The organism is Campylobacter sp. 110 (assembly GCF_002383965.1).
Taxonomy (GTDB): domain Bacteria; phylum Campylobacterota; class Campylobacteria; order Campylobacterales; family Campylobacteraceae; genus Campylobacter_D; species Campylobacter_D coli.
In genome coordinates this window covers 69108-91945 of record NZ_NXBD01000049.1, presented here as the reverse complement: position 1 = coordinate 91945, position 22838 = coordinate 69108, and the positions used below count along the sequence as shown (strand labels likewise).

19 protein-coding genes and 1 pseudogene are annotated in these 22838 nt (G+C 31.7%); 6 read left to right on the top strand and 14 right to left on the bottom strand.

From position 1 onward, the window contains the following. The first annotated feature begins 2 nt into the window (after positions 1-2). Positions 3-1808, top strand: coding sequence for a peptidoglycan D,D-transpeptidase FtsI family protein (locus BGS43_RS07420; RefSeq protein ID WP_002825083.1), 1806 nt, complete (start codon positions 3-5; stop codon positions 1806-1808). Here the strand turns inward: BGS43_RS07420 and BGS43_RS07415 are convergent. From BGS43_RS07415 to BGS43_RS07365, 11 genes and pseudogenes are all read right to left on the bottom strand, one after another. Beyond that, positions 1801-3609, bottom strand: a complete 1809-nt coding sequence (locus tag BGS43_RS07415; RefSeq protein WP_002825084.1) for a Na/Pi cotransporter family protein — start codon at positions 3607-3609, stop codon at positions 1801-1803. The genes BGS43_RS07420 and BGS43_RS07415 overlap by 8 nt on opposite strands. Next, positions 3584-4018: a hypothetical protein gene (locus tag BGS43_RS07410; protein ID WP_002780864.1), complete on the bottom strand. Its 435-nt coding sequence runs from the start codon at positions 4016-4018 to the stop codon at positions 3584-3586. The genes BGS43_RS07415 and BGS43_RS07410 overlap by 26 nt, the downstream gene beginning before the upstream one ends. Next, complete coding sequence (locus BGS43_RS07405) at positions 4015-4335, bottom strand: rhodanese-like domain-containing protein (RefSeq protein ID WP_002825085.1); 321 nt, start codon at positions 4333-4335, stop codon at positions 4015-4017. The genes BGS43_RS07410 and BGS43_RS07405 overlap by 4 nt, the downstream gene beginning before the upstream one ends. Beyond that, positions 4332-6161, bottom strand: coding sequence for a molecular chaperone HtpG (htpG, locus tag BGS43_RS07400; protein ID WP_096569324.1), 1830 nt, complete (start codon positions 6159-6161; stop codon positions 4332-4334). Before htpG ends, BGS43_RS07405 begins: the two co-directional genes overlap by 4 nt. Before the next feature lie 72 nt (positions 6162-6233). Then, entirely contained in the window at positions 6234-6602 is a 369-nt protein-coding gene (crcB, locus tag BGS43_RS07395) for a fluoride efflux transporter CrcB (protein WP_052779063.1), read from the bottom strand. Then, complete coding sequence (locus BGS43_RS07390) at positions 6596-7288, bottom strand: lysophospholipid acyltransferase family protein (RefSeq protein ID WP_025398771.1); 693 nt, start codon at positions 7286-7288, stop codon at positions 6596-6598. The genes crcB and BGS43_RS07390 overlap by 7 nt, the downstream gene beginning before the upstream one ends. Then, positions 7269-8381, bottom strand: a complete 1113-nt coding sequence (locus tag BGS43_RS07385; RefSeq protein ID WP_234891740.1) for an SH3 domain-containing protein — start codon at positions 8379-8381, stop codon at positions 7269-7271. The genes BGS43_RS07390 and BGS43_RS07385 overlap by 20 nt, the downstream gene beginning before the upstream one ends. 31 nt (positions 8382-8412) lie before the next feature. Further along, a pseudogene (gene purQ, locus BGS43_RS07380) lies at positions 8413-9109 on the bottom strand (phosphoribosylformylglycinamidine synthase I). Further along, complete coding sequence (purS, locus tag BGS43_RS07375) at positions 9109-9354, bottom strand: phosphoribosylformylglycinamidine synthase subunit PurS (protein ID WP_002776055.1); 246 nt, start codon at positions 9352-9354, stop codon at positions 9109-9111. The pseudogene purQ and the gene purS overlap by 1 nt, the downstream one beginning before the upstream one ends. Before the next feature lie 8 nt (positions 9355-9362). Next, the gene (purC, locus tag BGS43_RS07370; RefSeq protein WP_002825090.1) at positions 9363-10073 is read right to left on the bottom strand and encodes a phosphoribosylaminoimidazolesuccinocarboxamide synthase; all 711 of its coding nucleotides are present in this window, start codon (positions 10071-10073) and stop codon (positions 9363-9365) included. A gap of 2 nt (positions 10074-10075) precedes the next feature. Further along, positions 10076-11413 carry a S41 family peptidase gene (locus tag BGS43_RS07365; RefSeq protein WP_025398768.1) on the bottom strand — a complete coding sequence of 446 codons (1338 nt, stop codon included), beginning with the start codon at positions 11411-11413 and terminating at the stop codon, positions 10076-10078. Between the two features lie 142 nt (positions 11414-11555). On the opposite strand from BGS43_RS07365, the gene BGS43_RS07360 reads away from it, so the two are divergent. Beyond that, positions 11556-11837, top strand: a complete 282-nt coding sequence (locus BGS43_RS07360; RefSeq protein ID WP_052774105.1) for a metal-sensing transcriptional repressor — start codon at positions 11556-11558, stop codon at positions 11835-11837. A 133-nt stretch (positions 11838-11970) separates the two neighbouring features. Beyond that, on the top strand, positions 11971-14544 hold the full coding sequence (locus BGS43_RS07355; protein WP_042963323.1) for an ATP-dependent Clp protease ATP-binding subunit: 2574 nt from the start codon (positions 11971-11973) through the stop codon (positions 14542-14544). Between the two features lie 43 nt (positions 14545-14587). Here the strand turns inward: BGS43_RS07355 and BGS43_RS07350 are convergent, their stop codons facing one another. Genes BGS43_RS07350 through alaS form a run of 3 tightly spaced genes read right to left on the bottom strand, consistent with a single transcriptional unit; the run spans position 14588 to position 19599 of the window. After that, a complete protein-coding gene (locus BGS43_RS07350; protein ID WP_002825095.1) occupies positions 14588-16519 on the bottom strand; it encodes a penicillin-binding protein 1A in 1932 nt (643 codons plus the stop codon). After that, positions 16516-17067, bottom strand: a complete 552-nt coding sequence (gene maf / locus BGS43_RS07345; RefSeq protein ID WP_002795605.1) for a septum formation inhibitor Maf — start codon at positions 17065-17067, stop codon at positions 16516-16518. The genes BGS43_RS07350 and maf overlap by 4 nt, the downstream gene beginning before the upstream one ends. Positions 17068-17070: 3 nt before the next feature. Beyond that, positions 17071-19599 (bottom strand): alanine--tRNA ligase, encoded by a 2529-nt coding sequence (gene alaS, locus BGS43_RS07340; protein ID WP_002795606.1) that lies wholly within the window; start codon positions 19597-19599, stop codon positions 17071-17073. Positions 19600-19715: 116 nt separating this feature from the next. Between alaS and BGS43_RS07335 the strand changes: the two genes are divergently transcribed. From BGS43_RS07335 to BGS43_RS07325, 3 genes are read left to right on the top strand one after another with little or no spacing between them, the layout of a single operon-like run. After that, positions 19716-20795, top strand: a complete 1080-nt coding sequence (locus BGS43_RS07335) for a DegT/DnrJ/EryC1/StrS family aminotransferase (RefSeq protein WP_021033760.1) — start codon at positions 19716-19718, stop codon at positions 20793-20795. After that, positions 20792-21904, top strand: coding sequence for a cobalamin-independent methionine synthase II family protein (locus BGS43_RS07330; protein WP_044600582.1), 1113 nt, complete (start codon positions 20792-20794; stop codon positions 21902-21904). Before BGS43_RS07335 ends, BGS43_RS07330 begins: the two co-directional genes overlap by 4 nt. Beyond that, on the top strand, positions 21901-22755 hold the full coding sequence (locus BGS43_RS07325) for a Gfo/Idh/MocA family protein (RefSeq protein WP_096569321.1): 855 nt from the start codon (positions 21901-21903) through the stop codon (positions 22753-22755). Before BGS43_RS07330 ends, BGS43_RS07325 begins: the two co-directional genes overlap by 4 nt. Positions 22756-22838 lie beyond the last annotated feature (83 nt).

The following is a 22838-nucleotide window of genomic DNA, read 5'->3' as shown; positions in this document are numbered from 1 at the left end:
GTATGCAAGAGCATAAGAAAAATCGCGTTTCAAAAGTCGCCTTTGCTTACTGCATGGCACTTTTTTTTATGATTATTTTTCTTAGCTCTACCTTTTTTCTCACTTCAAAACGCCATATCCCCAACACTGAAAAAGATCAATACTCTCTTGCCTTACGCGGAAATATCATCACTAAAGATAATTTTACTATCACAAGCTCAAGGCAAATTTATCGCGCAGAAATTGATTTAAGAAGTATTAATAAGGATAAATTTGATTTATTTTTAAAGCTTTTTCAAATATATAGTGGAATTAGCGATGATGAAATTGCAGATATTAAAAAAAGAATTCAAAAGCAGAAAAAACGATCCTATCATTTTATCCTTTCTCAAAATTTAGATTCTAAACAAGCAAGCTATCTTAGAGATCTTGCAAAAAAGCTTTATATACAAGGATTTTTTAAAGCATTTACCAATAACCTAGGAAAGGTTGAAACAAGAGGTTTAAGCATTATCGAACATGAAGAAGATAGAATTTATATGTCTAAAGATACTTTAACTCCAGCCATAGGTTATACTAAAATGGTTTTAGATCCTCAAAGCGGAATTTTAAAAAATGTTGGAGTAAAAGGACTTGAAAAATACTATGACGACTGCTTAAGTCCACTCCAAAATGAAAAAATTCAAGGCCTAAAAGATATAGGTGGAAATATAATCTTAAATTTAAACTCATTGCAGCAAAAAAAGATTGATGGCTGTCTTTTATATCTTAATATATCCTTAAAACTTCAAAAAAGCATTGAAAAAGCGATTGATGGAAGAAATGAAGATTTAAAAGCTAATGAAATCATAGTCGGAGTTATGGATAGTAAAACAGGTCAAATTCTAGCTCTGGCAAGTTCTAGGCGTTATGATCCCCAAAATCGCGGTAAAGATTTATCTGTTTTAAATGCAAGTGCTATAGAGTATGGATATGAAGCAGGATCGGTTATTAAGCCTTTTATTTTTACAACTGCTCTAAGACTTGGCAAACTCAAGACAGATGAAGTAATTAACACCTATGGTGGAGCTTATAAACTGGGGCGTTTCACTATTAGAGATGATCATAAAATGGATCAAATGACTATGGAAGAGGTGATTAGATATTCTTCTAATATAGGTATGATACAAATTGCGAAAAGATTGAGTAATCTTGAAATCATTGCTGGACTTAAAATTTTTAAATTTGGTGAAAAAAGCGGAATTGACTTGCCTTACGAGCAAAAAGGAGAAATCCCTAATTCCAAGCGCTTAAGAGATATAGAAAAGTCGGTATTAAGCTATGGATATGGCTTAAAAACAACCTTTATACAACTACTTGCTGCTTATAATGTTTTTAATAACAATGGAGTTTATATCACTCCACATTTGGCTGAAAAATTCTATCAAGATGGACGCTTTGTAAGTCTTGAAGAGGATATCAAAAAAGAAGTTATTTTAACCCCGCAAGCAGCGCAAACCATGCAAAAAATTCTTATTGATGTTATAGAAAAAGGTACAGGAAAAAAAGCTATCACTCAAGGTATAATCGTAGGGGGTAAAACAGGAACTGCGCGTATTGCAGAAAGACAAGGCTATACCTCCAATCGCTATAATGCTTCTTTTTTCGGTTTTGCCAACGATACAAAACATAACTATACCATAGGGGTTTTAGTAAGAAACCCTACCAAGCCTTATAGTTACTATGCTGCTCAAAGTGCTTTGCCTATGTTTAAAGATGTTGTAGATATTTTAATCAATGAAGATTTTCTAACCCCTAGCATCACAGAAAATAATCAAACTCTTAATTAATATCATCCCAAAGCACCTTTTCTCTTGCGAAAATGATTTCAACGGCATCTATAAGATCTTTAGCAATCTTAGCAATAAAACTTGTATCATTAATTATAGATATACCCTCTGCGGTAGTGATTTTTCTAACTAAAATAAGATGTTCGACATTATTAAGGGTTAAGCTATCAATTTCTTTTAGAATTTCCTTGCCCTTTTGAAGATTTTTAATAATCAAATACACTTTTTCATCGTCCACGCTTCTAAGCTCTTGAATACTTCTTAGCAATTCTCCCAAATTAGATCTTATTTTATTGTATTCTAAGGCCAAATCTTTATTACCGCAATTAGAGTATTTTTTGATATTTTCTTGAACTAATTTTAAATTTTTAGTTGCCTCTGTAAGATTTTTAGCAGCGATTTTAAAAGTAAAAATTCTGTGATTTTTAAGTTCATCATCTATGTGAATTTGCGCTTTGGTTGAAAAGTCAATGATAGCTTCAAAAAGCACTTTGATTCTAGTTTGATACAAATAATCCAAATCCACATTTTTACTAAACCATTTTTTATTTTGCAAAATTTCTTCAAAGCTTTTATTGCTTTGTATATCTTTACGACTCAACCCTATAGCATGAGCGATAATCGCATACGCATTATCATAAAGATGTTCGCTTTCTTTTCGCAAAGCTTCGATAGCTGTATCACTAAATTTCAATAAACTAGGTTCAAGATATAAGGGTCGATCTTTATTTTTATCTTTAGGTGCTTTAACGATTTTGTTTAAAAAATTTACCAATTGTGGGATAAACAATACAAAGATAAATATTCCTAAAAGATTAAACAAAGTATGAAATAAGGCTATTTTTAAAGCTAAATTTTCTATATTTAAAATTTTTGCCATCCCATTTAAAAAATCAATAAAATAAGGAAAAATAAGTATGATTATAATTGCAATAGTAAAATTAAAAATACAATTTGCAAAAGCAAGCTTTTTGCCCTCAACATTAGTACTTAAAGAAGCTAGCACAGCTGTTACCACACCTCCTACACTCGTACCCAAAGTCGCTGCTAAAGAATTTTCAAAACTGATTTGCCCTGCCAATAAGGCTGCGACTATAATGGCTATTGTTGCTGTGCTTGATTGAATAATACCCGTAAGCAAAGCCCCAAGACCTACAAAAATCAACACCCCCTTAAAACCTGTAAAATCAAAATAAGACAAATCTATAGCATCTTGAAATTCATTAAAACCATTTTTTATATAATCCACTCCTAAGAAGAAAAAACCTATACCTATAAAAATATTTCCAAAACTTTTAATCATATTATCTTTTTGAAAGAAAAACAAAACTCCAATTACGAGCAAAGGTATAGCCAAGATAGAAATATTAACTCTTGTAAGCCAAACAATCAACCATGAACTTGCAGTATTTCCCAAATTTGCACCAAAAATAATACCCACACCAGCAACTAAAGATATTAGTCCTGCGCTCAAAAAAGAAAGAGAGATAATCGAAACTAAAGTTGAAGATTGCATGATAAGAGTGCTAATAGCACCAAAAAGTATGCTTTTAAGTTTTGTATTTGTTGAGTGAGTAAGAATTTTTTCAAGCAAGCCGCCACTAAAAGATTTAAATCCTAGGCTTAAATTGGTCATTCCTATAAGTAAAATTGCAACTCCAGCCAATAAATTAGCCAATTCACTAAATCGAATTAAAGCAAAGATTAAAACCAAAGTAAAAATACCCCAAAAAGTCATCTTGAGATATTTTAAAAAGTTTTTGCGTTCTTGCACCTTAGCCTCTAAGCTTTTCAAATTCATTCATCAAATTTTCTCTTAAATTTTCAGCCTCTTCTTCGCCATTTTCCAAATATTCAAGCAATAATTTTTCAAGCTCTTTTAAAAAATCAAAAAGCTCACTTTGCCATACACTATCGCTTTTATTGCTTAAATTCATTGTTTGTATGAAGGTAAGCTCTCTGCTTAAATCCCCTAATTTTTCCAATAGTTCATCTTTTTTATCTTGATCTTTTAAGGTAAAACTATTATTTTGAACCCCATCCTTAAATTCTCTAATTCTTTCATCGATAATATCACAAAATTTGGGATAAATATCTGATTTTATAGGCTCAAGCAAGGCCTTTTCATCTATATTTAAAGTAAGTTTTTTAAGTGCAAAATAAAGGAGTAAAAAAGATAACGCTGCTATCAACAAATAAAGTCCTATCATATCAAGCCTTTTAATGCCAACATCCCACCATCTAAATTTACACTTTCTAAACCGAGTTCATTTTTAATAAAATTTGCAGCCATCATACTTCTATGACCTCCACGACAAATAAAAGCAAGTTTTTTATTTTCATTTCTTCTCGCTTGAAATTCTTCTAAAAAATTAGCATTTAAAAGCCCATGATTATCATACAAAGCTACACATTCAGCATGAGATAAAACACCCTCCTCCCATTCAGCTGGAGTGCGAACATCAAAAATTTGATATTCGCTTAAATCCTGCTTCATCCAAACACTTGCTGGGAGATTTGTAATCATGAGAAAGCCTTAGTGATGATTTTTGTAAGACTTGCATTAAATTCAGCCGGATTATCCACACCCATACCTTCGCTAAGTTTTGCCATATTTAAAACTAAGGTTGCTATATCAGCACTAAAAGTTTCATTATTTTTAAGACCTGTAAAAATCGCATGCTTTGGATTGATTTCTAAAATAGGTTTAAAGTTTTGTTCTTGTCCCATTTGTTTTAAAAGCTGCTGCATTGCAAAATCAGGCTTATTTTTATCATAAACAATACAACTTGGACTATCTTTTAAACGACTTGTAAGTCTCACATCTTCAACTTGATCCTTTAAAAGCTCTTTAAATTTAGCCACCAATGGAGCAAATTCATTTTTTTCCTCATCGCTTAATTCATTTTTATCTTCAACTTGATTAATGGCTACAAATTTCAAGCCTTCATATTCTCCAAGCATAGGAGTAACCAAAGAATCAATCTCATCATCCATAAGTAATACTTCTATATTTTTTTGCTTATATTCTTCAAGTAAAGGTGAATTTCTAAGCAAGCTTTCATTGTTTCCAGTGATATAGAAAATTTCTTTTTGCTCGCCTTGTATATCATTTTTATATTCTTCTAAAGAGCGCAAACTTTCACCCTTAGTGCTTTTATAAAGCATGAGTTTTAAAAGACTGTCTTTTTCGCCACCAAAACCATAAAGTCCCTCTTTTAACACTTTGCCAAAATTCTTAAAAAAGCTTAAATATTTTTCTTTATCTTTATTTTTAAGTTTTTCAAGCTCGCTAAATATTTTTTTAACGCTGGCTTCTTTTACGCCTTTTAAAATTTGATTTTCTTGTAAAATTTCACGGCTTACATTAAGTGGTAAATCCTCTACATCAATAATCCCGCGCACAAAACGCAAATAAGTCGGTAAAAGCTCCTTATCATCATCGCTGATAAATACGCGTTTTACATAAAGTTTTAATCCACTTTGATAATCCACACGATAAAGATCAAAAGGTGCATTTTGCGGAATAAAAAATAAAGAATTGTATTCTAATTTTCCTTCACTCTTAGTATGAAGATAAAGCAAAGGCTTGTTAGAATCGTGAAAATTTTGCTCATAAAATCTTTCATAATCCTCTGCCTTAAGGCTTGATTTTTGCATTCTCCACAAGGCATTAGCTTTATTAATTTGAGAAATTTTAAGCTCGGTTTTTCCTTCTTCCTCACCCTCTTTAGCAGGGATAAATTCTTCCTTTTCCATGAAAATTGGAAATTGGATATGATTTGAATATTTTTCTATAATACTTTCGATTTTATAAGAATTTGCAAATTCATCATCTTTTAAATATAAAGTAATACTTGTCCCTTGCTCTTCTTTAGTCGCATCTTCAATCTCATAGCCATTTGCATCAGAAATCCAAAGATAAGCTTTATCATCTAAAGCTTTTTTGCTTAAAACTTCGATTTTGCTAGCTACCATAAATGCAGAATAAAAACCTACGCCAAATTGTCCTATAAGTTGAGAATCTTTTTTTGCATCACCGCTTAAATTCTCTAAAAAACTTTTTGTACCACTTTTTGCTATGGTTCCAAGATTGTTAATAAGATCATCTTTATCCATACCTATACCATTATCGCTAATAGTAAGGGTTTTCTTATCTTTATCGATTTTAATATCTATTCTAGGTTCAAATTTTAAACTTTTATATTTATCATCACTCACGCTTAAAAAATTAAGTTTATCTAAAGCATCACTTGAATTTGATACAAGTTCTCTTAAAAATATTTCCTTGTTTGAGTATAAGGAATGAATCATTAATTGCAAAAGTTGATTTACTTCAGTTTGAAACTGCATTTTTTCTCCTTTATAAATTTTGAAACAGATATTTTAGCAAAAAATACAAATTCTAAGGTAAATTTCAAGAGCTTACTTAAAAATTATAAAACCAAGCCAAACTGCTATGAGACAAAGGATTATATTTAATAAAATATTTAAAGAAAAATTAAAATAATTTCCACTTTGTAAAAGCAGTAAATTTTCATAAGAAAAAGTAGAAAAAGTCGTAAAAGCCCCTAAAAATCCTGTACTTATAAAGCTTTTAATCACAGGAGATAAACCTTTATTTTGTGCATAAGAAAACAAAAGTCCTATGATAAAAGAACCCAAAACATTTACAAAAAGAGTTCCAAAGCTGATAGAATAAGGAAAAAATTTATTCACTAAATTTATAGAAAGCATTCTTAAGATTGCTCCTATAAATCCCCCAAAACCAACTATTAGAAGAGTATTTAGCAAAGCTTAGCTCTTTCTTGATCTAGTAATTCTTGCATTTTTTTTCTGGTGTTTTCAAGCCATTTTTCATCACTCGTATCCACTAAATCCATGCAAATGATTTTCAATACTCCAGAACTAGCACTAAAACTTTTAGTGTCTAAAATTTTCGCAGAATCAACAATCAAAATAGGCTGCACTTTTAAATCAAGCTTTTCACTTAAAATTTTAGCACCACTTTGAAATTTAAGCAATTTTTCATTCCTAGAACGCGTTCCTTCAGGAAAAATCGCCAAAACTCTATCTTCACTAAGCCTTTGTTTAGCTTCTTTTAAAACACGCACCAAATCGCGTGGATTTTTTCTATCTATGCAAAGAAGTTTAGGTTTTTTAATGGTAATTTTAAAAAGAGGAATTTCGCCTAATTCTTTTTTGGCAATCCAACATAAATTTTTAGGATACAAATCCTCTAAAGCTATGATATCTAAGGTGCTTTGATGATTCATTAAAATCATATTTACTTTAAGATCAAATTCCCCTATGACTTCATATTTGCAAAAAAGAATATTTTTTTGAAATCTAGCCCAAGATTTTCGAAGTTTCCAAAGCGTATCTTGAGATTTGATAAAACAAAAACATAGCACAACAAAAGCTACGCTTATAATAAAAAAGAACCAAAAATATAAAGCTTTAATTTTTTTGTAAATCACTACTTTCAACCCATCCTATCTTACCATCGCGAAAAAGCACTTTAACATAATGAAGTCTTTTGCCCAATATCTCAACTTTTTCATTTGAACTTGCTGTATAAAAATAAGTCGATGATTCGGTAGGTAAAATTTTCGCCCTAGAACCAGATTTTAAGGTTGCATTCTCCGTATGAGTATCCACAAGAAAACTGAGTATAAAGCACAAAAGCGCTCCCGCTAAAATAAAATAATTTTTCTTCCAAACAAATATCAACGCCAAAACAAGAGTTAAAACCCAAAGAGCATATTGTTTATAAATGTTAAAATCCCTATTTGTAGGATTTAAATCGCTTTGAGTGCTTACTTCATCATCACTAATCTTAAGCTTAAAATTCATATTTTCAACTTTTTTAGTGTCTTTATTGAAATAAGAAAATTCAAAATCTGTTTTAGTCGATGGAAAAATAGCATAATAAAAGGCATTGGAAGAATTAAAATCACCTTTTAAATTCTCAATGCCTTGTTTTTCAACTCCATCTACAAAAAAGCTCTTAAGATTTGCATTTGTGGCGCTTAGTTCAATCATTGTAATAATGCTTGAATCATCAAAATAACTGGTTTTGATTTTTTTAACCTCCAAGGAACTTGCCACAAGATGTGAAAAATTTTTATTATTAGGTGTATTTTCAAAATGGATAGCACCTATACTAATACTAGCACTTTGAAAAATTTTTCCATTTCTTAAAAGGCTGACTGAAATCTGTTCTAAATTTGCATTTGAAGTTTTAGCCTCAAACCACAAAACAGCCCTATAATCGCCTTTAATATATTCCCATTTTAAATCAGGATTTAAAAAGATCAAGTCCTTGCTTTTTTGCAAAGTGATGTTAAAATCAAAATTTGTATCCTCTGTAGTCTTAGCATGAAGAACTATGGGAAATACTTCTCCAACATATACTTTATTAACATAATCATCAGTAGTAAGAACTAATGAACTTTGAGGTATAAAAGGATCATATATATTACTATCAAAATCGGAATTTTCATCACTTGGAGCGATATTTTGATAGATTTGCTGTTCCTCTTTTGGAAGTTTTTGTAATTCTCTTTGCATATTTTCATCTTGACCATCAAAAACAGAAATTTCACTTCGAGCAAAAAGACTCAGACAAACAAAAACTAAAAAAAATATTATTCTCACATAAAACCTTCGAGCATTCTTAAGCCTATATCATTACCTAATATTTTATCGCAAGCGCGCTCTGGATGAGGCATAAGGCCAAAAATTTTTTTATTTTCATCACAAATTCCTGCGATATCCAACACAGAGCCATTAGGATTTGGTTCGTATTTTAAAAGAATTAAATCTTTATCTTGCATTTTTTTCAAGGTAGCTTCATCTGCATAATAATTTCCTTCACCATGAGCAACAGGAAGATTGATAATTTCATCTTTTTGAAAATTCTTTAAAAAAACATTATCATTTGAAACAACTCTTAAATTTTGATTTTTGGAGATAAAACTTAAATTATTATTGTGCTTCATAGCACCTTCTAAAAGTCCACTTTCAAGCAAGATTTGAAAGCCATTGCAAATTCCTAAGATATATCCTCCCTTTTTTGCATGATTAAAAACACCTTGCATAGCAGGAGCGATTTTAGCAATGGCTGCACATCTTAGATAATCTCCATACGAAAATCCTCCAGGCAAAACCACTAAGTCTGCATCAATTTCTTTTTCTTCATGCCAAATGATTTGTGCTTTTACACCAAGTTTTTCAAAAGCATATTGGGTATCAAATTCGCAGTTTGTTCCAGGAAATCTAATAATAGCAACTTTCATCATTTCTCACTTACAATAAGCTCATAATCTTCGATTACACTATTTACCAAAAGTTCTTCACACATACTTTTCACGCGTTCTTTTGCTTTTTGTTCATCACTCTCATCTAAATCAAGCACGATTTGTTTGGCTACTCTTGCTTCTTTGATTTCATTAAAATTTAAAGAATGTAAAGCCTTTTCTATAGCTTTTCCTTGAGGATCTAAAACACCATTTTTTAAAAAAACATTGACAAGTATTTTCATGATATTCCTTAGTTTAAAATTCTTTTTAAAACTTCTTCATAGGCCATTTTAACATTTCCTAAATCTTGACGAAATCTATCTTTGTCTAGCTTTTCATTGCTAAATTTATCCCAAAATCTACAGCTATCAGGACTGATTTCATCGGCTAAAACAAGCTCATTGTTTTTAGTTAAACCTAGCTCAATTTTAAAGTCAATAAGTCTTAAATTTTTAGCATCAAAAAAAGGAGTTAAAATCGCATTGATTTTTTTAGCCATTTCTTTAATTTCTTTAATCTGTGCTTCATTTTGTACTAAATTTAAAATCAAACAATGCTCATCATTAATAAAAGGATCTCCTAACTCATCGTTCTTAAGACAAAATTCCACCAAAGCAAAAGGCAAAACTGTGCCGTCTTTAATACCCAATCTTTTTGTAAGTGATCCTGTTGCAACATTGCGCACTATAACCTCAATAGGCACAATTTTGCATTTTTTTACCACTTGCTCATTATCACTAATGGTTTCAACTAAATGAGTTTTTATGCCATTTTTTTCAAGCAAATGAAAAAGTTCTGTGCTGATTTTGCAATTTAATGCACCCTTTCCACTTTCACTTCCTTTTTTTTCAGCATTAAAGGCTGTTAAATCGTCTTTAAATTCGCTTATAAGAAAATTTTCATCTTCGGTTGTATAGAGTTTTTTACCCTTACCTTCATAAAGTAATTCTTTTTTTTTCATAATTATTGTCCTTGTTTAATATTTAATATTTTAATGGTATCTATGGCAGATTTTAACTGCGCATCATCATTAATTTGCTTTTGAGTAATGATATTTTTATCATTTTTTTGCTCTTTTTTGTCTTCTTTTTTCTCATTTTTATCAAGTTTTTCCAATTCGCTTTCTAAATGCTGCTTTAAATCACTTTCTTTAATATTAAAACCATCTTCTTGAGTATTTACTTTACCTGGAAAAACTTCAATATCAGGTTTTACACCCACTGCTTGAATAGTACGTCCGCTTGGAAGATAATATCTTGCGATAGTAAGCCTTAAAGCTTCAGTTTTATTAATAGGTATGATTTGTTGAACACTACCTTTTCCAAAAGTATTTTCACCCACAATAACACCGCGTTTAAGATCTTGTAAAGCTCCACTTACGATTTCACTTGCACTAGCACTTCCACCATTTACAAGCACAACCAAAGAAGCATTAGAAATTTTGTTTTTAGGATCGGCTTTATATTCTTGATTTTCACTTGCGATGCGTCCTTTTTGAGAAACAATAACACCTTTATCTACAAATAAATTTACAAGTCCTATAGCTTGATTTAAAAGTCCACCAGGATTATTTCTAAGATCTAAAATAACCCCTCTAACATTAGGATGTTTTTTAAGCTCTTTACTTGTCATGTCCACAACATTTTTATCAAAATTCGTAACTCTTAAATAAAGTATATTTTCATCTTCGATAAGCTTTGCATAAACACTTTCTACTTTGATAATATCACGCGTTAAAGTAACATCAAAAGGCTTAGTTGCTCCTTTTCTAAATATAGTAAGAGTGATTTGCGTCTTTGGTTTTCCACGCATTTTATCCACTGCATCGTTTAAATTGATTCCCAAAGTAGCCTCATCGTTGATTTTTAATATTATATCGCCTGATTTAATCCCAGCTTTATCTGCTGGAGTTCCCTCTATAGGAGAAATAACAGTCAAGGCGCCATCTTTCATACCTACAGTGATCCCAAGTCCACCAAATTCACCATTGGTTTGAATTTTCATATCGTTAAAATCTTTTTCATTTAAAAAAGAAGAATGCGCATCAAGATTGCTCAAAAGTCCAGAAAGTGATTTATCAATCAAATCTGTAATATTTTCATCATCTACATAATACTGCTCAACTATAGCCAAAGTTTTAGTCAATTTATCTAAAGACTCTAAGCGTTGTTGCATTAAATCAGATGGATTCTTTGGTTTTGCTTGTAGGTTGCTTGCTAAAAAAACACAAAGAGCCAAAGAGCCTGTAAAACCTGTAATAGCGGCTAGAAATCTTTTACTACTCAAAATGAACTCCAAAATTAAATATTTTAAGCCCAAATTTTAATAACTTTTGCTTAAAAATTCGTAAATAATACTAAATTTGTTATAAGTTTAATGGATTTAAAAAAATTAATGCTAAAATATTTTATATTTTTTAATTTCAAGGCAAGAAAGAATATAAATGAAACACACTCATACGCATTCTCCAAAACATATCAAAGCCATAAGTAATCGTTTAAGTCGCACTATAGGACATTTAGAAGCTATTAAAAAAATGGTTGAAAGAGATGAGGATTGTAGTGATATTCTTATCCAGCTTGCTGCGGTTAAAGCAGCAGTTAACAATACCGCTAAAGCCATACTTAAAGAACATTTAGCCCATTGTATGTATCATGCGGTCATGAAAAAAGATACGCAAAGCATAGAGGATTTAAACAAGGCTATTGATATGTTTGTAAAATAGCTATTTAAGTGCTTAAAATTCAATACTTCTAAAATAAACTTAATTTTATTGCAAAAATTTTATAAAATAACTTGACATTATTTGACTAAAGTTATATAATACTTCATATATAAAACTTGAAAAAGGATATACAATGGCAAATATACAAGAATTTTTAACCGACAATATGCTTTCAAACCTTGAAAGTGCAGCGTCTTTGGCGATTCATTCTAAAAATAATGAAGTTGTCCCTTTACATCTTTTATGGGCTTTAATTGTAGACAGTTCAAGTATTTTAAATCAAATTTGTAATAAATTTAATATTTCAAAAGAAGCTTTAGAACTTGAAATCAAAAGCAGAATTTCAAATCTTGCAACAAGCTCTAATGTCAATCGTGAAAATGTGCGTTTTTCTAATGAATTTATCAATTCCTTAGAAAGTGCTAAAGGACTTATGAGTGCCAATGGTGATAATTACTTAAGTGTAGATACTTGGCTTATAAGCGAAAGCGAAAAAAATCCTATTAGAGAAATTTTAGCCAAATTTATAGATATTAAAGAATTTCAAAAAGAGCTCCAAAATTTAAGAGCAGGACGCAAAATCGAAAGCAAAACAAGTGATGAAACCCTAGATAGCTTAAATAAATTTGGTATAGATTTAACCGCAAAAGCAAGCGAAGGAAAGCTTGATCCTGTTATAGGCAGAGAAGAAGAAATCGAGCGTTTGATGCAAATTTTAATACGCAAAACAAAAAACAACCCTATACTTTTAGGTGAACCAGGAGTAGGAAAAACAGCTATAGTGGAAGCTTTAGCACAAAGAATTATCAAAAAAGATGTTCCAAAATCTTTGCAAAATAAAAAAGTCATCGCTCTTGATATGAGTGCATTGATCGCAGGTGCAAAATACAGAGGAGAATTTGAAGATAGGTTAAAAGCTGTGGTTAATGAAGTAATAAAAAGTGAAAATATCATTCTTTTTATTGATGAAATTCATACTATAGTAGGAGCTGGAGCGAGTGAAGGCAGTATGGATGCGGCAAATATTTTAAAACCCGCTCTTGCAAGAGGTGAACTCCATACCATAGGCGCAACTACTTTAAAAGAATATCGTAAATATTTTGAAAAAGATGCAGCCTTGCAACGCCGTTTTCAACCTGTAAATGTGGGCGAACCAAGTGTTAATGAGGCTTTGGCTATGTTAAGGGGTATAAAAGAAAAGCTTGAAATTCATCATAATGTAACCATAAATGATAGTGCTTTAGTAGCCGCAGCTAAACTTTCAAAGCGTTATATTGCCGATCGTTTTTTACCTGATAAGGCTATTGATTTAATCGATGAAGCTGCAGCTGAACTGAAAATGCAAATTGAAAGCGAACCAAGTTCTTTAAGAAAAGTACGCAAAGATATAGAAACTTTAGAAGTTGAAAATGAAGCTTTAAAAATGGAAAATGATGAAAAAAATCAAAAAAGACTCGATGAAATCGCAAAAGAACTGGCCAATTTAAAAGAAAAACAAAGTGCTTTAAATTCACAATTTGAAAATGAAAAAAGTGTTTTTGATAGCATAAGCGCAAAGAAAAAAGAAATCGATAGTCTTAAAAACGAAGCTGTTTTTGCAAAAAATAAGGGTGAATTCCAAAAAGCTGCAGAATTAGAATATGGCAAAATTCCAGAATGCGAAAAAGAAGTGGCAAATTTAGAAGAAAAATGGAAAAAAATGAGCGAAAATGGAGTCTTGCTTAAAAATCAAGTGGATGAAGATTTGGTTGCTGGAATTTTAAGTAAATGGACAGGAATTAGCGTGCAAAAAATGCTGACTTCAGAGAAGCAAAAATTTTTGGAAGTAGAAAAACACTTAAAAGAAAGTGTGATTGGGCAAGATAAGGCTCTAAGCGCTTTAGCAAGAGCTATCAAACGCAATAAAGCAGGATTAAATGCAGACAACAAACCTATAGGAAGCTTTTTATTTTTAGGGCCTACAGGAGTAGGAAAAACACAATCTGCTAAGGCTTTGGCGAAATTTTTATTTGATGATGAAAAAGCAATGATTCGCTTTGATATGAGTGAATTTATGGAAAAACATAGCGTTTCAAGACTCTTAGGAGCGCCTCCAGGTTATGTAGGGCATGAAGAAGGCGGAGAGCTTACTGAAGCGGTGCGTAGAAAACCTTATAGCGTGCTTTTATTTGATGAAGTCGAAAAAGCCCACAAGGATGTGTTTAATGTACTTTTAGGAATTTTAGACGATGGTAGGGCAACTGATAGCAAGGGTGTAACTGTGGATTTTAAAAATACCATTATTATTTTAACTTCTAATATCGCCTCAAGTGCTATCATGAATTTAAGCGGAAAAGAACAAGAAGATGCGGTAAAAAATGAGTTAAAAAATTTCTTTAAACCTGAATTTTTAAACCGCTTAGACGATATCATCACCTTTAATCCACTTGGAAAAGATGAGGCATATGAGATAGTTAAACTTTTATTTAAAGACTTGCAAAAAAGTTTGGAAAATAAGGGTATAAAAGCAAGTCTTAGTGAAAATGCTGCGCTTTTAATCGCTAAGGACGGATTTGATCCTGACTTTGGTGCTAGACCTTTAAGAAGGGCTATTTATGATTTAATCGAAGACAAGCTAAGCGATATGATACTTGCAGACAAGCTTAATGAAAATGATGAGATTGTCATCGATGCAAAAAATGATGAGATTGTCATCGAAAAAGCTTAACTCTTTTAGAAGAAATAGATTTTTCTATTTCTTCACATACTTTTTAAAATAAAATCTCACTTTCATTAAATTTCATATTCGCTCTTGGCAGAGGTGATTTGATAGTATAATAAGCATTTTGCCCCTTATAACTTCCTCTATATACCCCATTTGGAATACTGAATTTTCTTGTAGTATCAGGAAATTTCTCTAAGTATTTATTTAAAAATTCCTTAAACACGGGAGCAGAAGTCCTAGCTCCACCCTCTGTATAACGCATAGGCTTATTATTGTCATTTCCATACCAAATCAAAGCTTCAATCTCAGGTGTTAAGCCACAAAACCAAGCATCGACATTTTTATTGGTAGTTCCTGTTTTGCCTGCTATTTCTATGCCTTCAACCCTTGCATTACGCCCTGTACCATGCTCCACAACATTTCTCATCATATCCAAAACCAAAAAGCTTTGTGCTTCATCGCTCACTCTGTATTCATTTGAGTTAAATTCCATAATAATTTGATCATTTCTATCTTGCACTTGCTTAATGATTTGTGGCTCTTTTATAACTCCATAATTTCCAAACATAGTATAAAATTTAGAATACTCCAAAGGAGAAATTCCAAAACTTCCTAAAACAATCGATAAATTAGCCGGAATATCCCTAAAGCCAAATTCTACAAGCTTTGAATGAAGCACATCAAGTCCCATACCAAGAGCAAGATTGATAGTAGCTAGGTTTCTTGAACGTGTTAAGGCTTCTTTTAGGGTAATCAAGCCAAGGAATTTACCTCCATCATTTTTAGGTTTCCAGTCTTTATTATCCCCTGCTCCACCTTCAAAAATTCTAGAAATATCTGCAATCTCACTCATAGGCGAATAACCAAGATTAATTGCTGCTTGATACACAAAAGGTTTAAAAGAGCTGCCTGGTTGTCGTGTGCTTTGAGTAGCTCGGTTGTAATTACTTTTTTCATAATCAACCCCACCCACTAAGGCTAAAACATCTCCACTTTGATGATTAACCACCACCATAGCTCCATTTAGCGTACTTAAATTTGCATCCTTATCACGCTTTACTATTTCATCATAACCAAATTTTAAGGCATTTTGAGCCATTTCTTGCACATCTAAATCTATATTTAAAGTGATTTTATAGCCGCCTGTTTTAAGATCTTTAATGCTAGGACTTAATTGCTTAATCACCTCATCTACAACATAAGGAGCTGCATTTTGCGTTAAAGTATCATCATAAACTTGAGGAATTTCTTTCATAGCTTCATCATATTCTGCTTTAGAAATCCAACCTAATGTATACATTCTTGCTATAACATTATTTGCCCTTGCGATAGAAAGATCTAAATGTTTTGTAGGATCATAGCTACTTGGTGCTTTTGGCATACCCACAAGCATAGCAATCTCTTTAAGGCTTAACTCGTTTAGATTTTTATGAAAATATCCTTGCGCAGCTGTTTTAACCCCATAATATCCATGTCCAAAAAAGATATAATTTAAATATCTTTCCAAAATTTGCTCTTTGCTTAAAATCGTTTCCATTTTATAGGCGAGCAAGGCTTCACGAATTTTACGAGTGATAGTTCTTTCAGGGGTTAATTCTGTATTTTTGATAAATTGTTGAGTAAGCGTTGAAGCTCCCTCCATGGTTTTTCCACCACTTCTTATAATTTTAACAATAGCCCTAAAAATAGCATCAATATTTACCCCATCATGTTCAAAAAAGCTAGTATCTTCTATAGCTACAAGAGCCTCTATAAGACGCGGGGGTAATTCTTCATAGCTTGCATAAAAACGATGTTGTTCAAAGATATTGGCTACTAATTTTCCATTTCTATCGTAAATTTGCGTTGTAAGTGGAGGTTTATACTCTTTAAAAGTATATCCTTGAGTATCTGCATTTGTGAAAAGATAGGCCACATAAATAAATACAGCGATCAAACACACAACAAAAAATGAAAATATATATTTTAAAATTTTCATAAATAAGCCTTTAAATTTTGAGTATCAAGTCCTAAAGCAGTGTTTAAATTTCCCTCTTGTTTAATGATATAGTTTTTATGAAAACCCTCACACATAATCGCCCCTGCTTTACCCTTATAAAATCCATTTTCTACATAATCTTTTAAATCACGAGGATCAAATTTTGAAAAATAAAGCGTTGTTTTTGAAAGAGAGAAAACTCTTTTTTTTAAATTCTTTAACAAAAAAGCACTTAAAATACTAGCATATTTTCCATCTTGTAAACCAAGCATTTCATAAGCTTCTTCTTTTGTATTTGCTTTGGTAAGAATTTTATCTCCTATACAAACTATGCTGTCTGCAAAGAGTAAAGTTTCATCTTTAAATTTCTCTTCATAAGTCGTGCAAAATTGTCTTTCTTTCTCTAAGACGATTTTTTGCACATAAATACTAGGCTTTAAATTTTTGTCTAAATTTTCATCATAATCAAAGCTTATTTGCTGAAATTCAATCTTTGTCTCTTTGAGTAAATTCGATCTAGAAACAGAACTTGAAGCAAGAATTAACATTGCTTAAAGTCCTTTTTGGATCAAATCTAAAGCCTGTTTTAAAGCTTCATCTATCTTGCTTATATCTTTACCGCCTGCTGTAGCAAAATCATCTCTTCCGCCGCCATTGCCGCCTAAAATTTGAGCTATATTTTTAACCAAATTTCCAGCCTTTAAAGGACAATTTTTCACACCTGCTGCAAGGGTTATCTTATCATCTTTTGTTTGTATTAGTAAAATAGCAGCTTTTTCAAATTTGTTTTTAAATTCATCAATCATGGTTTTTATATCACCACTTTCCACGCATTCAACGCAAATTTGAACTCCATTGATATTGCTTGAGTTAAGTTGTGATTTGTTAGAATTTTTAAGCTCGTTTTTTAATTTTAGAATTTCATTTTTAAGTTTTTTTACCCCAAGACTTAAATCATTGCTTTTAAGCTCTTCTTTAAGGTTTAGATTTTCATTCATAAAAGTCTTGCAAAATTCTAAAGCTGCTCTTGAAACAACCGCTTCTATACGCCTTACACCTGCACTTACACCACTTTCTTTAACTATGTAAAAACTTCCTATTTGAGCTGTATTTTTTACATGAGTTCCCCCACAAAGCTCTTTACTTTCACCTAAAGTTAAAACGCGTACATTGCCTTGATATTTTTCATTAAATAAAGCAATGGCTCCACTTTTTTTAGCATCTTCTAAAGGCATATTCTCTAAGATTGTTTCGCTTGAGCTAATGATCATTTCATTAACTCTTTTTTCAATACTTTCTAATTCTTCCTTGCTTAAAGCTTTGTGATGAGTAAAATCAAATCTTAATTTATTGCTTTCAACCAAAGAACCTGCTTGACTGATATGAGAACCCAAAATTTCTCTTAAAGCGTGATGTAAAAGATGAGTAGCTGAATGATGGCGTGCAGTTTGTTCTCTTTTGTCGGTATCAATTTTTGCTATGATTTTATCATTAAGCTTGATTTCTTCATTAGCTTTTACAAGACTAAGATTGAGATTGAAAAACTTTTGAGTATCTAGCACTTCGCTAGTTCCTATATATCCTGTATCAGCAATTTGCCCCCCACTTGTTGCATAAAAAGGAGTATTATCAAGCATAACCCAACCTAAACCTTTAAGACTTGAAACTTCTTTAAAATCTTCATCTAAAAGAGCTAAAACGGTGGCTTGACATTCTGTTTTTTCATAACCCACAAAGCAATTTTCTCCAAATTTTTCAAGTAAATTTTTAAAATCTCCACTTGCTACCTTATCGCCGCTTCCTTTCCAAGAAGCTTTTGCACGATTTTTTTGTTCATTCATCAATTCTTCAAATTTAGCTTCATCTACCACAAGATTTTTTTCTCTTAACATATCTTGCGTTAAATCAAGTGGAAAACCATAGGTATCATAAAGCTTGAATGCAACCTCTCCGCTAAAAACTTCTTTGGTATTTTTAAGCTCTTCATTAAAAATTTCAATACCGTTTTCTATAGTGCTTAAAAATCTCTCTTCTTCTAAGCGGATTTGCTCTTTTACAAAATCTTTCTTTTCATTAAGGTAGGTATAATGCTCGCCCATAAGCTTGCAAACTACATCAACTAAATTATACATAAAAGGTTTTTTAAGCCCCAATAAATACCCATGTCTTAAAGCACGGCGTAAAATACGGCGTAAAACATAGCCCCTACCCTCTTTATCAAAACTCGTTCCTTGAGCGAGCAAAAATACACTCGATCTTATATGATCAGCTATAACTCTAAAGCTAGCTCCGCTTTCATAAACATAAGTTTTCCCACAAAGTTTTGCAATTTCATTGATAATAGGCATAAAAAGCGAGCTGTCAAAATTGCTAAATTTACCCTCTTTGATAGCCGTAACCCTCTCAAGCCCCATTCCTGTATCAATACTTGGTTTTGGCAAAGGTGTAAGTTTACCATCAGCACTTCTTTCATACTGCATGAAAACAAGGTTCCAAATTTCTAAAAACCTATCTCCATCTCCACCCATATAATCTTCTTCGCCATTAAAATACTCTTCACCCTGATCATAAAAAATCTCACTACAAGGACCACAAGGACCTGTATCGCCCATTTGCCAAAAATTATCCTTATCGCCAAATCTATAAATTCTTTCTTTTTGGATATGTTTTTGCCACAATTTAAACGCTTCATCATCGCTTTCATGTACGGTTACATAAAGTCTATCTTTGGGAAGTTTTAATACCTCGGTTACAAATTCCCAAGCATAAGCGATAGCTTGTTCTTTAAAATAATCCCCAAAGCTGAAGTTTCCTAACATTTCAAAAAAAGTATGATGGCGAGCAGTATAGCCTACATTATCTAAATCATTGTGTTTTCCCCCTGCTCTTATACAAGTTTGGCAGCTTGTTTTGCGTGGTGGGTTTGGACGAGGCACTTCTCCTATAAATATACTTTTAAAAGGCACCATTCCCGCATTTGTAAAAAGCAAGGTTGCATCATCAGGAACTAAAGGACTTGAAGGGGTGATTTCATGACCCTTAGACTTAAAAAAATTTAAATATTCACTTCTAACATCCATAAGATTTTCCTAAGAAATTTTTATAAAAGCATATCATACCAAAATTACTTTAAATTAAGTAAAACTAAAATACAATAAGCCTTTTTAATTAATTTCTTTAATTTTCAAGGTTTTTTATGAATTTTATCAATCTCCAAGCTCAATATCTTCAGTATAAAGAAGAAATCGATTCTGAAATTGCAAGTGTTTTATCAAGCTCCTCTTTTATAGGAGGTGCAAAATTAAACGAATTTGAAGCGAATTTAGCCCGATACACTCATGTACAACACGCCATAGGATGCTCAAGTGGCACAAGTGCTTTATATCTTGCTTTAAGGGCTTTAGATATCAAACAAGAAGATGAAGTCATAGTACCTAGCTTTACTTTTATAGCTACCGCTGAAATGGTCGCATTACTTGGAGCTAAGCCTGTATTTGTAGATATAAATTTAGATAATTTTAATATCGATTTTGAACTCTTAAAAAATGCTATCAGCCCTAAAACAAAAGCAATTATTGCTGCGAGTATGTTTGGTCAAATGAGCAACTTACAAGAATTAAACACCTTTTGCGAAAGTAAAAATATAAGCTTGATTGAAGACGGCGCACAAAGTTTTGGAGCAAGCTTTAAGGGTGAAAAATCTTGCTCTATTGCCAAAATTTCATGCACTAGCTTTTTTCCTTCTAAGCCTTTGGGGGCTTATGGCGATGGTGGAGCGATTTTTTGCAATGATGAGAGCATAGCTAAAAAATTAAGAATTTTACTCAATCATGGACAAACTGATCGTTATAAACATGAATTTATAGGGATAAATGCTCGTCTTGATACACTTCAAGCAGCCATTTTAAATGTAAAATTAAAACACCTAGATGAAGAAATTAACAAAAGACAAGAAATAGCAAAATTCTACAACGAAAATTTGACAAATTGCCAAATTCCAAAGATTGATGAAAACGCCATCAGTGCTTATGCGCAATATAGCGTTTTAGTAGAGGATAGAGCTAGAGTTTTAAAAGCTTTTGAAAAAGCAAACATTCCTTATGCTATCCATTATCCTACACCACTTCACAAACAACCTTGCTTCAGTGAATTTTCGCATTTAAAATTAGAAAAATCAGAATTTGCGAGTAAGCATATTTTATCCTTGCCATTTTCAGCATTTTTAAGTCAAAGTGAGCAAGAAAGTGTAATTAAAGTGTTTAAGGAAGGACTATGAAATTAGATCAAGTGGGCTCTTTTTTAAGACCTAAAATTTTAAAAGAAGCTAGAGAAAATTTTGCCTTGGGAAAAATCGATGAAGAACAACTTCGCAGCATTGAAGATTCTTGCATAAGAGATCTTTTAGAAGAGTGTGATAAGGCGGGAATTTATTATTTAAGCGATGGGGAATTACGCCGTTCTTGGTGGCATCTTGATTTTTACTGGGGTTTTGGCGGCATTAAAAAAATCAAAAAAGAAAAGGGTTATATCTTTAAAGGGATAGAAACAAGGGCTGAGGGCATAGAAATTGAAAGTAAAATCGAGTGCAATAACCATCCTTTTTTAAAAGATTTTGAAAGATTAATGCAAATTGCAAAAGGTTTAAAAATAGATACAAATCGCTTAAAACTTACCATTCCAAGTCCATCAATGCTTTTATATATGCTTTTTATCCGTGGGGACAAAAACACAGAATTTAATTACTATGGTAAAGATTTTACAAAACTTAAAAATGATATTTTAAATGCTTATGAAAATTTTTACAAAGAATTTGCAGCTCTTGGTGGAGTATATTTGCAACTTGATGATACAAGCTTTGGTTCTTTATGTGATTATGAATTTTGCGCTTTAAATGAGATCAACGCAGATGATATTTGTGAAGAATATGTAGATTTTTTAAATGAGAGTTTAAAAACTATGCCAAAAAACATAATGAGTGCAATTCATATTTGTCGTGGAAACTACCGCAGTCGCTATGTGGCAAGTGGGAGCTATATGAAAGTCGCTAAGAAGCTTTTTGGCGAGCTTAGAGTCGATAAATTCTTCTTAGAATTTGATGATGAAAGGGCTGGAGATTTTGAACCTTTAAAATACATCAACGATCAAATTGCGGTTTTAGGAATTCTTACTAGCAAAACCAATGAAAGTCCAAGCGTAGAAGAGTTAAAAGCAAGAGTAAAAATAGCAGCTCAATTTTTAAATCCAAAACAAATTGAAATCAGCACACAATGTGGCTTTAGCTCCACTGAAGAAGGAAATGAAATCTTCACTCATTCTCAATGGGAAAAAATCAAACTTTTAAAACAAGTTTTAAGTGAGCTTGAAAATGAAGGATTTTTCTCTTGAAAATAGGAATTATAGGCCTTGGAAAAATGGGGCAAAACCATTTAAACGAGCTTGGTAAAAATAAAAATTTTAAAATCAATGCTTTGTTTGATATGGTTGAAAATAAAAATTTAAATGCACCCTTTTTTACTAATTTAGATGAATTTTTAAATCAAGATAATGATATCATCATCATTGCAACGCCGACAAATTCACATTTAGAAATAGCTAGAAAGGTTTTTTGCAAGTGTAAATGTGTATTAATCGAAAAGCCTTTAGCGCTGAATTTAAATGAAATAGATGAAATTTCAAATTTAGCTAAAAGCTATGGTGTAAAAGTGGGTGTGGGATTTTGTGAAAGATTTAATCCTGCGGTTTTAGCTCTAAAAAAAGAGCTTCAAAATGAAGAAATTATCAGCATCAATATACAAAGATTTTCCACCTATCCGCAAAGAATCAGTGATGTAGGAATTTTACAAGATTTGGCTGTGCATGATCTTGACTTACTTCATTTTTTAAGCGCAGAGAAAATTATAAACGCTAACATTTTAAAAAGCTTCAATAAAGACAAACAAAGAGAAGATGAAAGCATTATAACCTGCAAGCTAGAAAAAACGATCGCTTGTGTGCATCAAAGCTGGAACAGTACGCAAAGACTAAGAAAAATTACACTTGTGAGTAAAAATCATTTTTACGAGGCAAATTTAGCAGATTTTTCCCTAAGTAAAGATGGACAAAACTTAGAACTGATGACACAAACACCCCTTTTTGGCGAACATATGGCTTTATATGATTTGCTTTTAAATAAGGAAAATTACCTAGCAAATATACAAAATGCTTATGCTGTGCAAGAAATTTTAGAAAAATTTTAATTTTTCTAAAATAATGCAATAAACTCCAAATAACTTGAGTTTCAATAAAACACTTAGATAAAAATTTATTGATTTTAAATCCA

Bases quoted from the DNA above. Each gene is read 5' to 3' on its own strand.
- BGS43_RS07405 (WP_002825085.1), bottom strand. From the start codon at position 4,335: ATGATTACAAATCTCCCAGCAAGTGTTTGGATGAAGCAGGATTTAAGC.
- purC (WP_002825090.1), bottom strand. From the start codon at position 10,073: ATGAAAAAAAAAGAATTACTTTATGAAGGTAAGGGTAAAAAACTCTAT.
- BGS43_RS07360 (WP_052774105.1), top strand. From the start codon at position 11,556: ATGAAACACACTCATACGCATTCTCCAAAACATATCAAAGCCATAAGT.
- BGS43_RS07330 (WP_044600582.1), top strand. From the start codon at position 20,792: ATGAAATTAGATCAAGTGGGCTCTTTTTTAAGACCTAAAATTTTAAAA.
- htpG (WP_096569324.1), bottom strand. From the start codon at position 6,161: ATGCAGTTTCAAACTGAAGTAAATCAACTTTTGCAATTAATGATTCAT.
- alaS (WP_002795606.1), bottom strand. From the start codon at position 19,599: ATGGATGTTAGAAGTGAATATTTAAATTTTTTTAAGTCTAAGGGTCAT.
- maf (WP_002795605.1), bottom strand. From the start codon at position 17,067: ATGTTAATTCTTGCTTCAAGTTCTGTTTCTAGATCGAATTTACTCAAA.
- purS (WP_002776055.1), bottom strand. From the start codon at position 9,354: ATGAAAATACTTGTCAATGTTTTTTTAAAAAATGGTGTTTTAGATCCT.
- BGS43_RS07420 (WP_002825083.1), top strand. From the start codon at position 3: ATGCAAGAGCATAAGAAAAATCGCGTTTCAAAAGTCGCCTTTGCTTAC.
- BGS43_RS07415 (WP_002825084.1), bottom strand. From the start codon at position 3,609: ATGAATTTGAAAAGCTTAGAGGCTAAGGTGCAAGAACGCAAAAACTTT.
- BGS43_RS07335 (WP_021033760.1), top strand. From the start codon at position 19,716: ATGAATTTTATCAATCTCCAAGCTCAATATCTTCAGTATAAAGAAGAA.
- BGS43_RS07385 (WP_234891740.1), bottom strand. From the start codon at position 8,381: ATGCAAAGAGAATTACAAAAACTTCCAAAAGAGGAACAGCAAATCTAT.
- BGS43_RS07350 (WP_002825095.1), bottom strand. From the start codon at position 16,519: ATGAAAATTTTAAAATATATATTTTCATTTTTTGTTGTGTGTTTGATC.
- BGS43_RS07355 (WP_042963323.1), top strand. From the start codon at position 11,971: ATGGCAAATATACAAGAATTTTTAACCGACAATATGCTTTCAAACCTT.
- BGS43_RS07410 (WP_002780864.1), bottom strand. From the start codon at position 4,018: ATGATAGGACTTTATTTGTTGATAGCAGCGTTATCTTTTTTACTCCTT.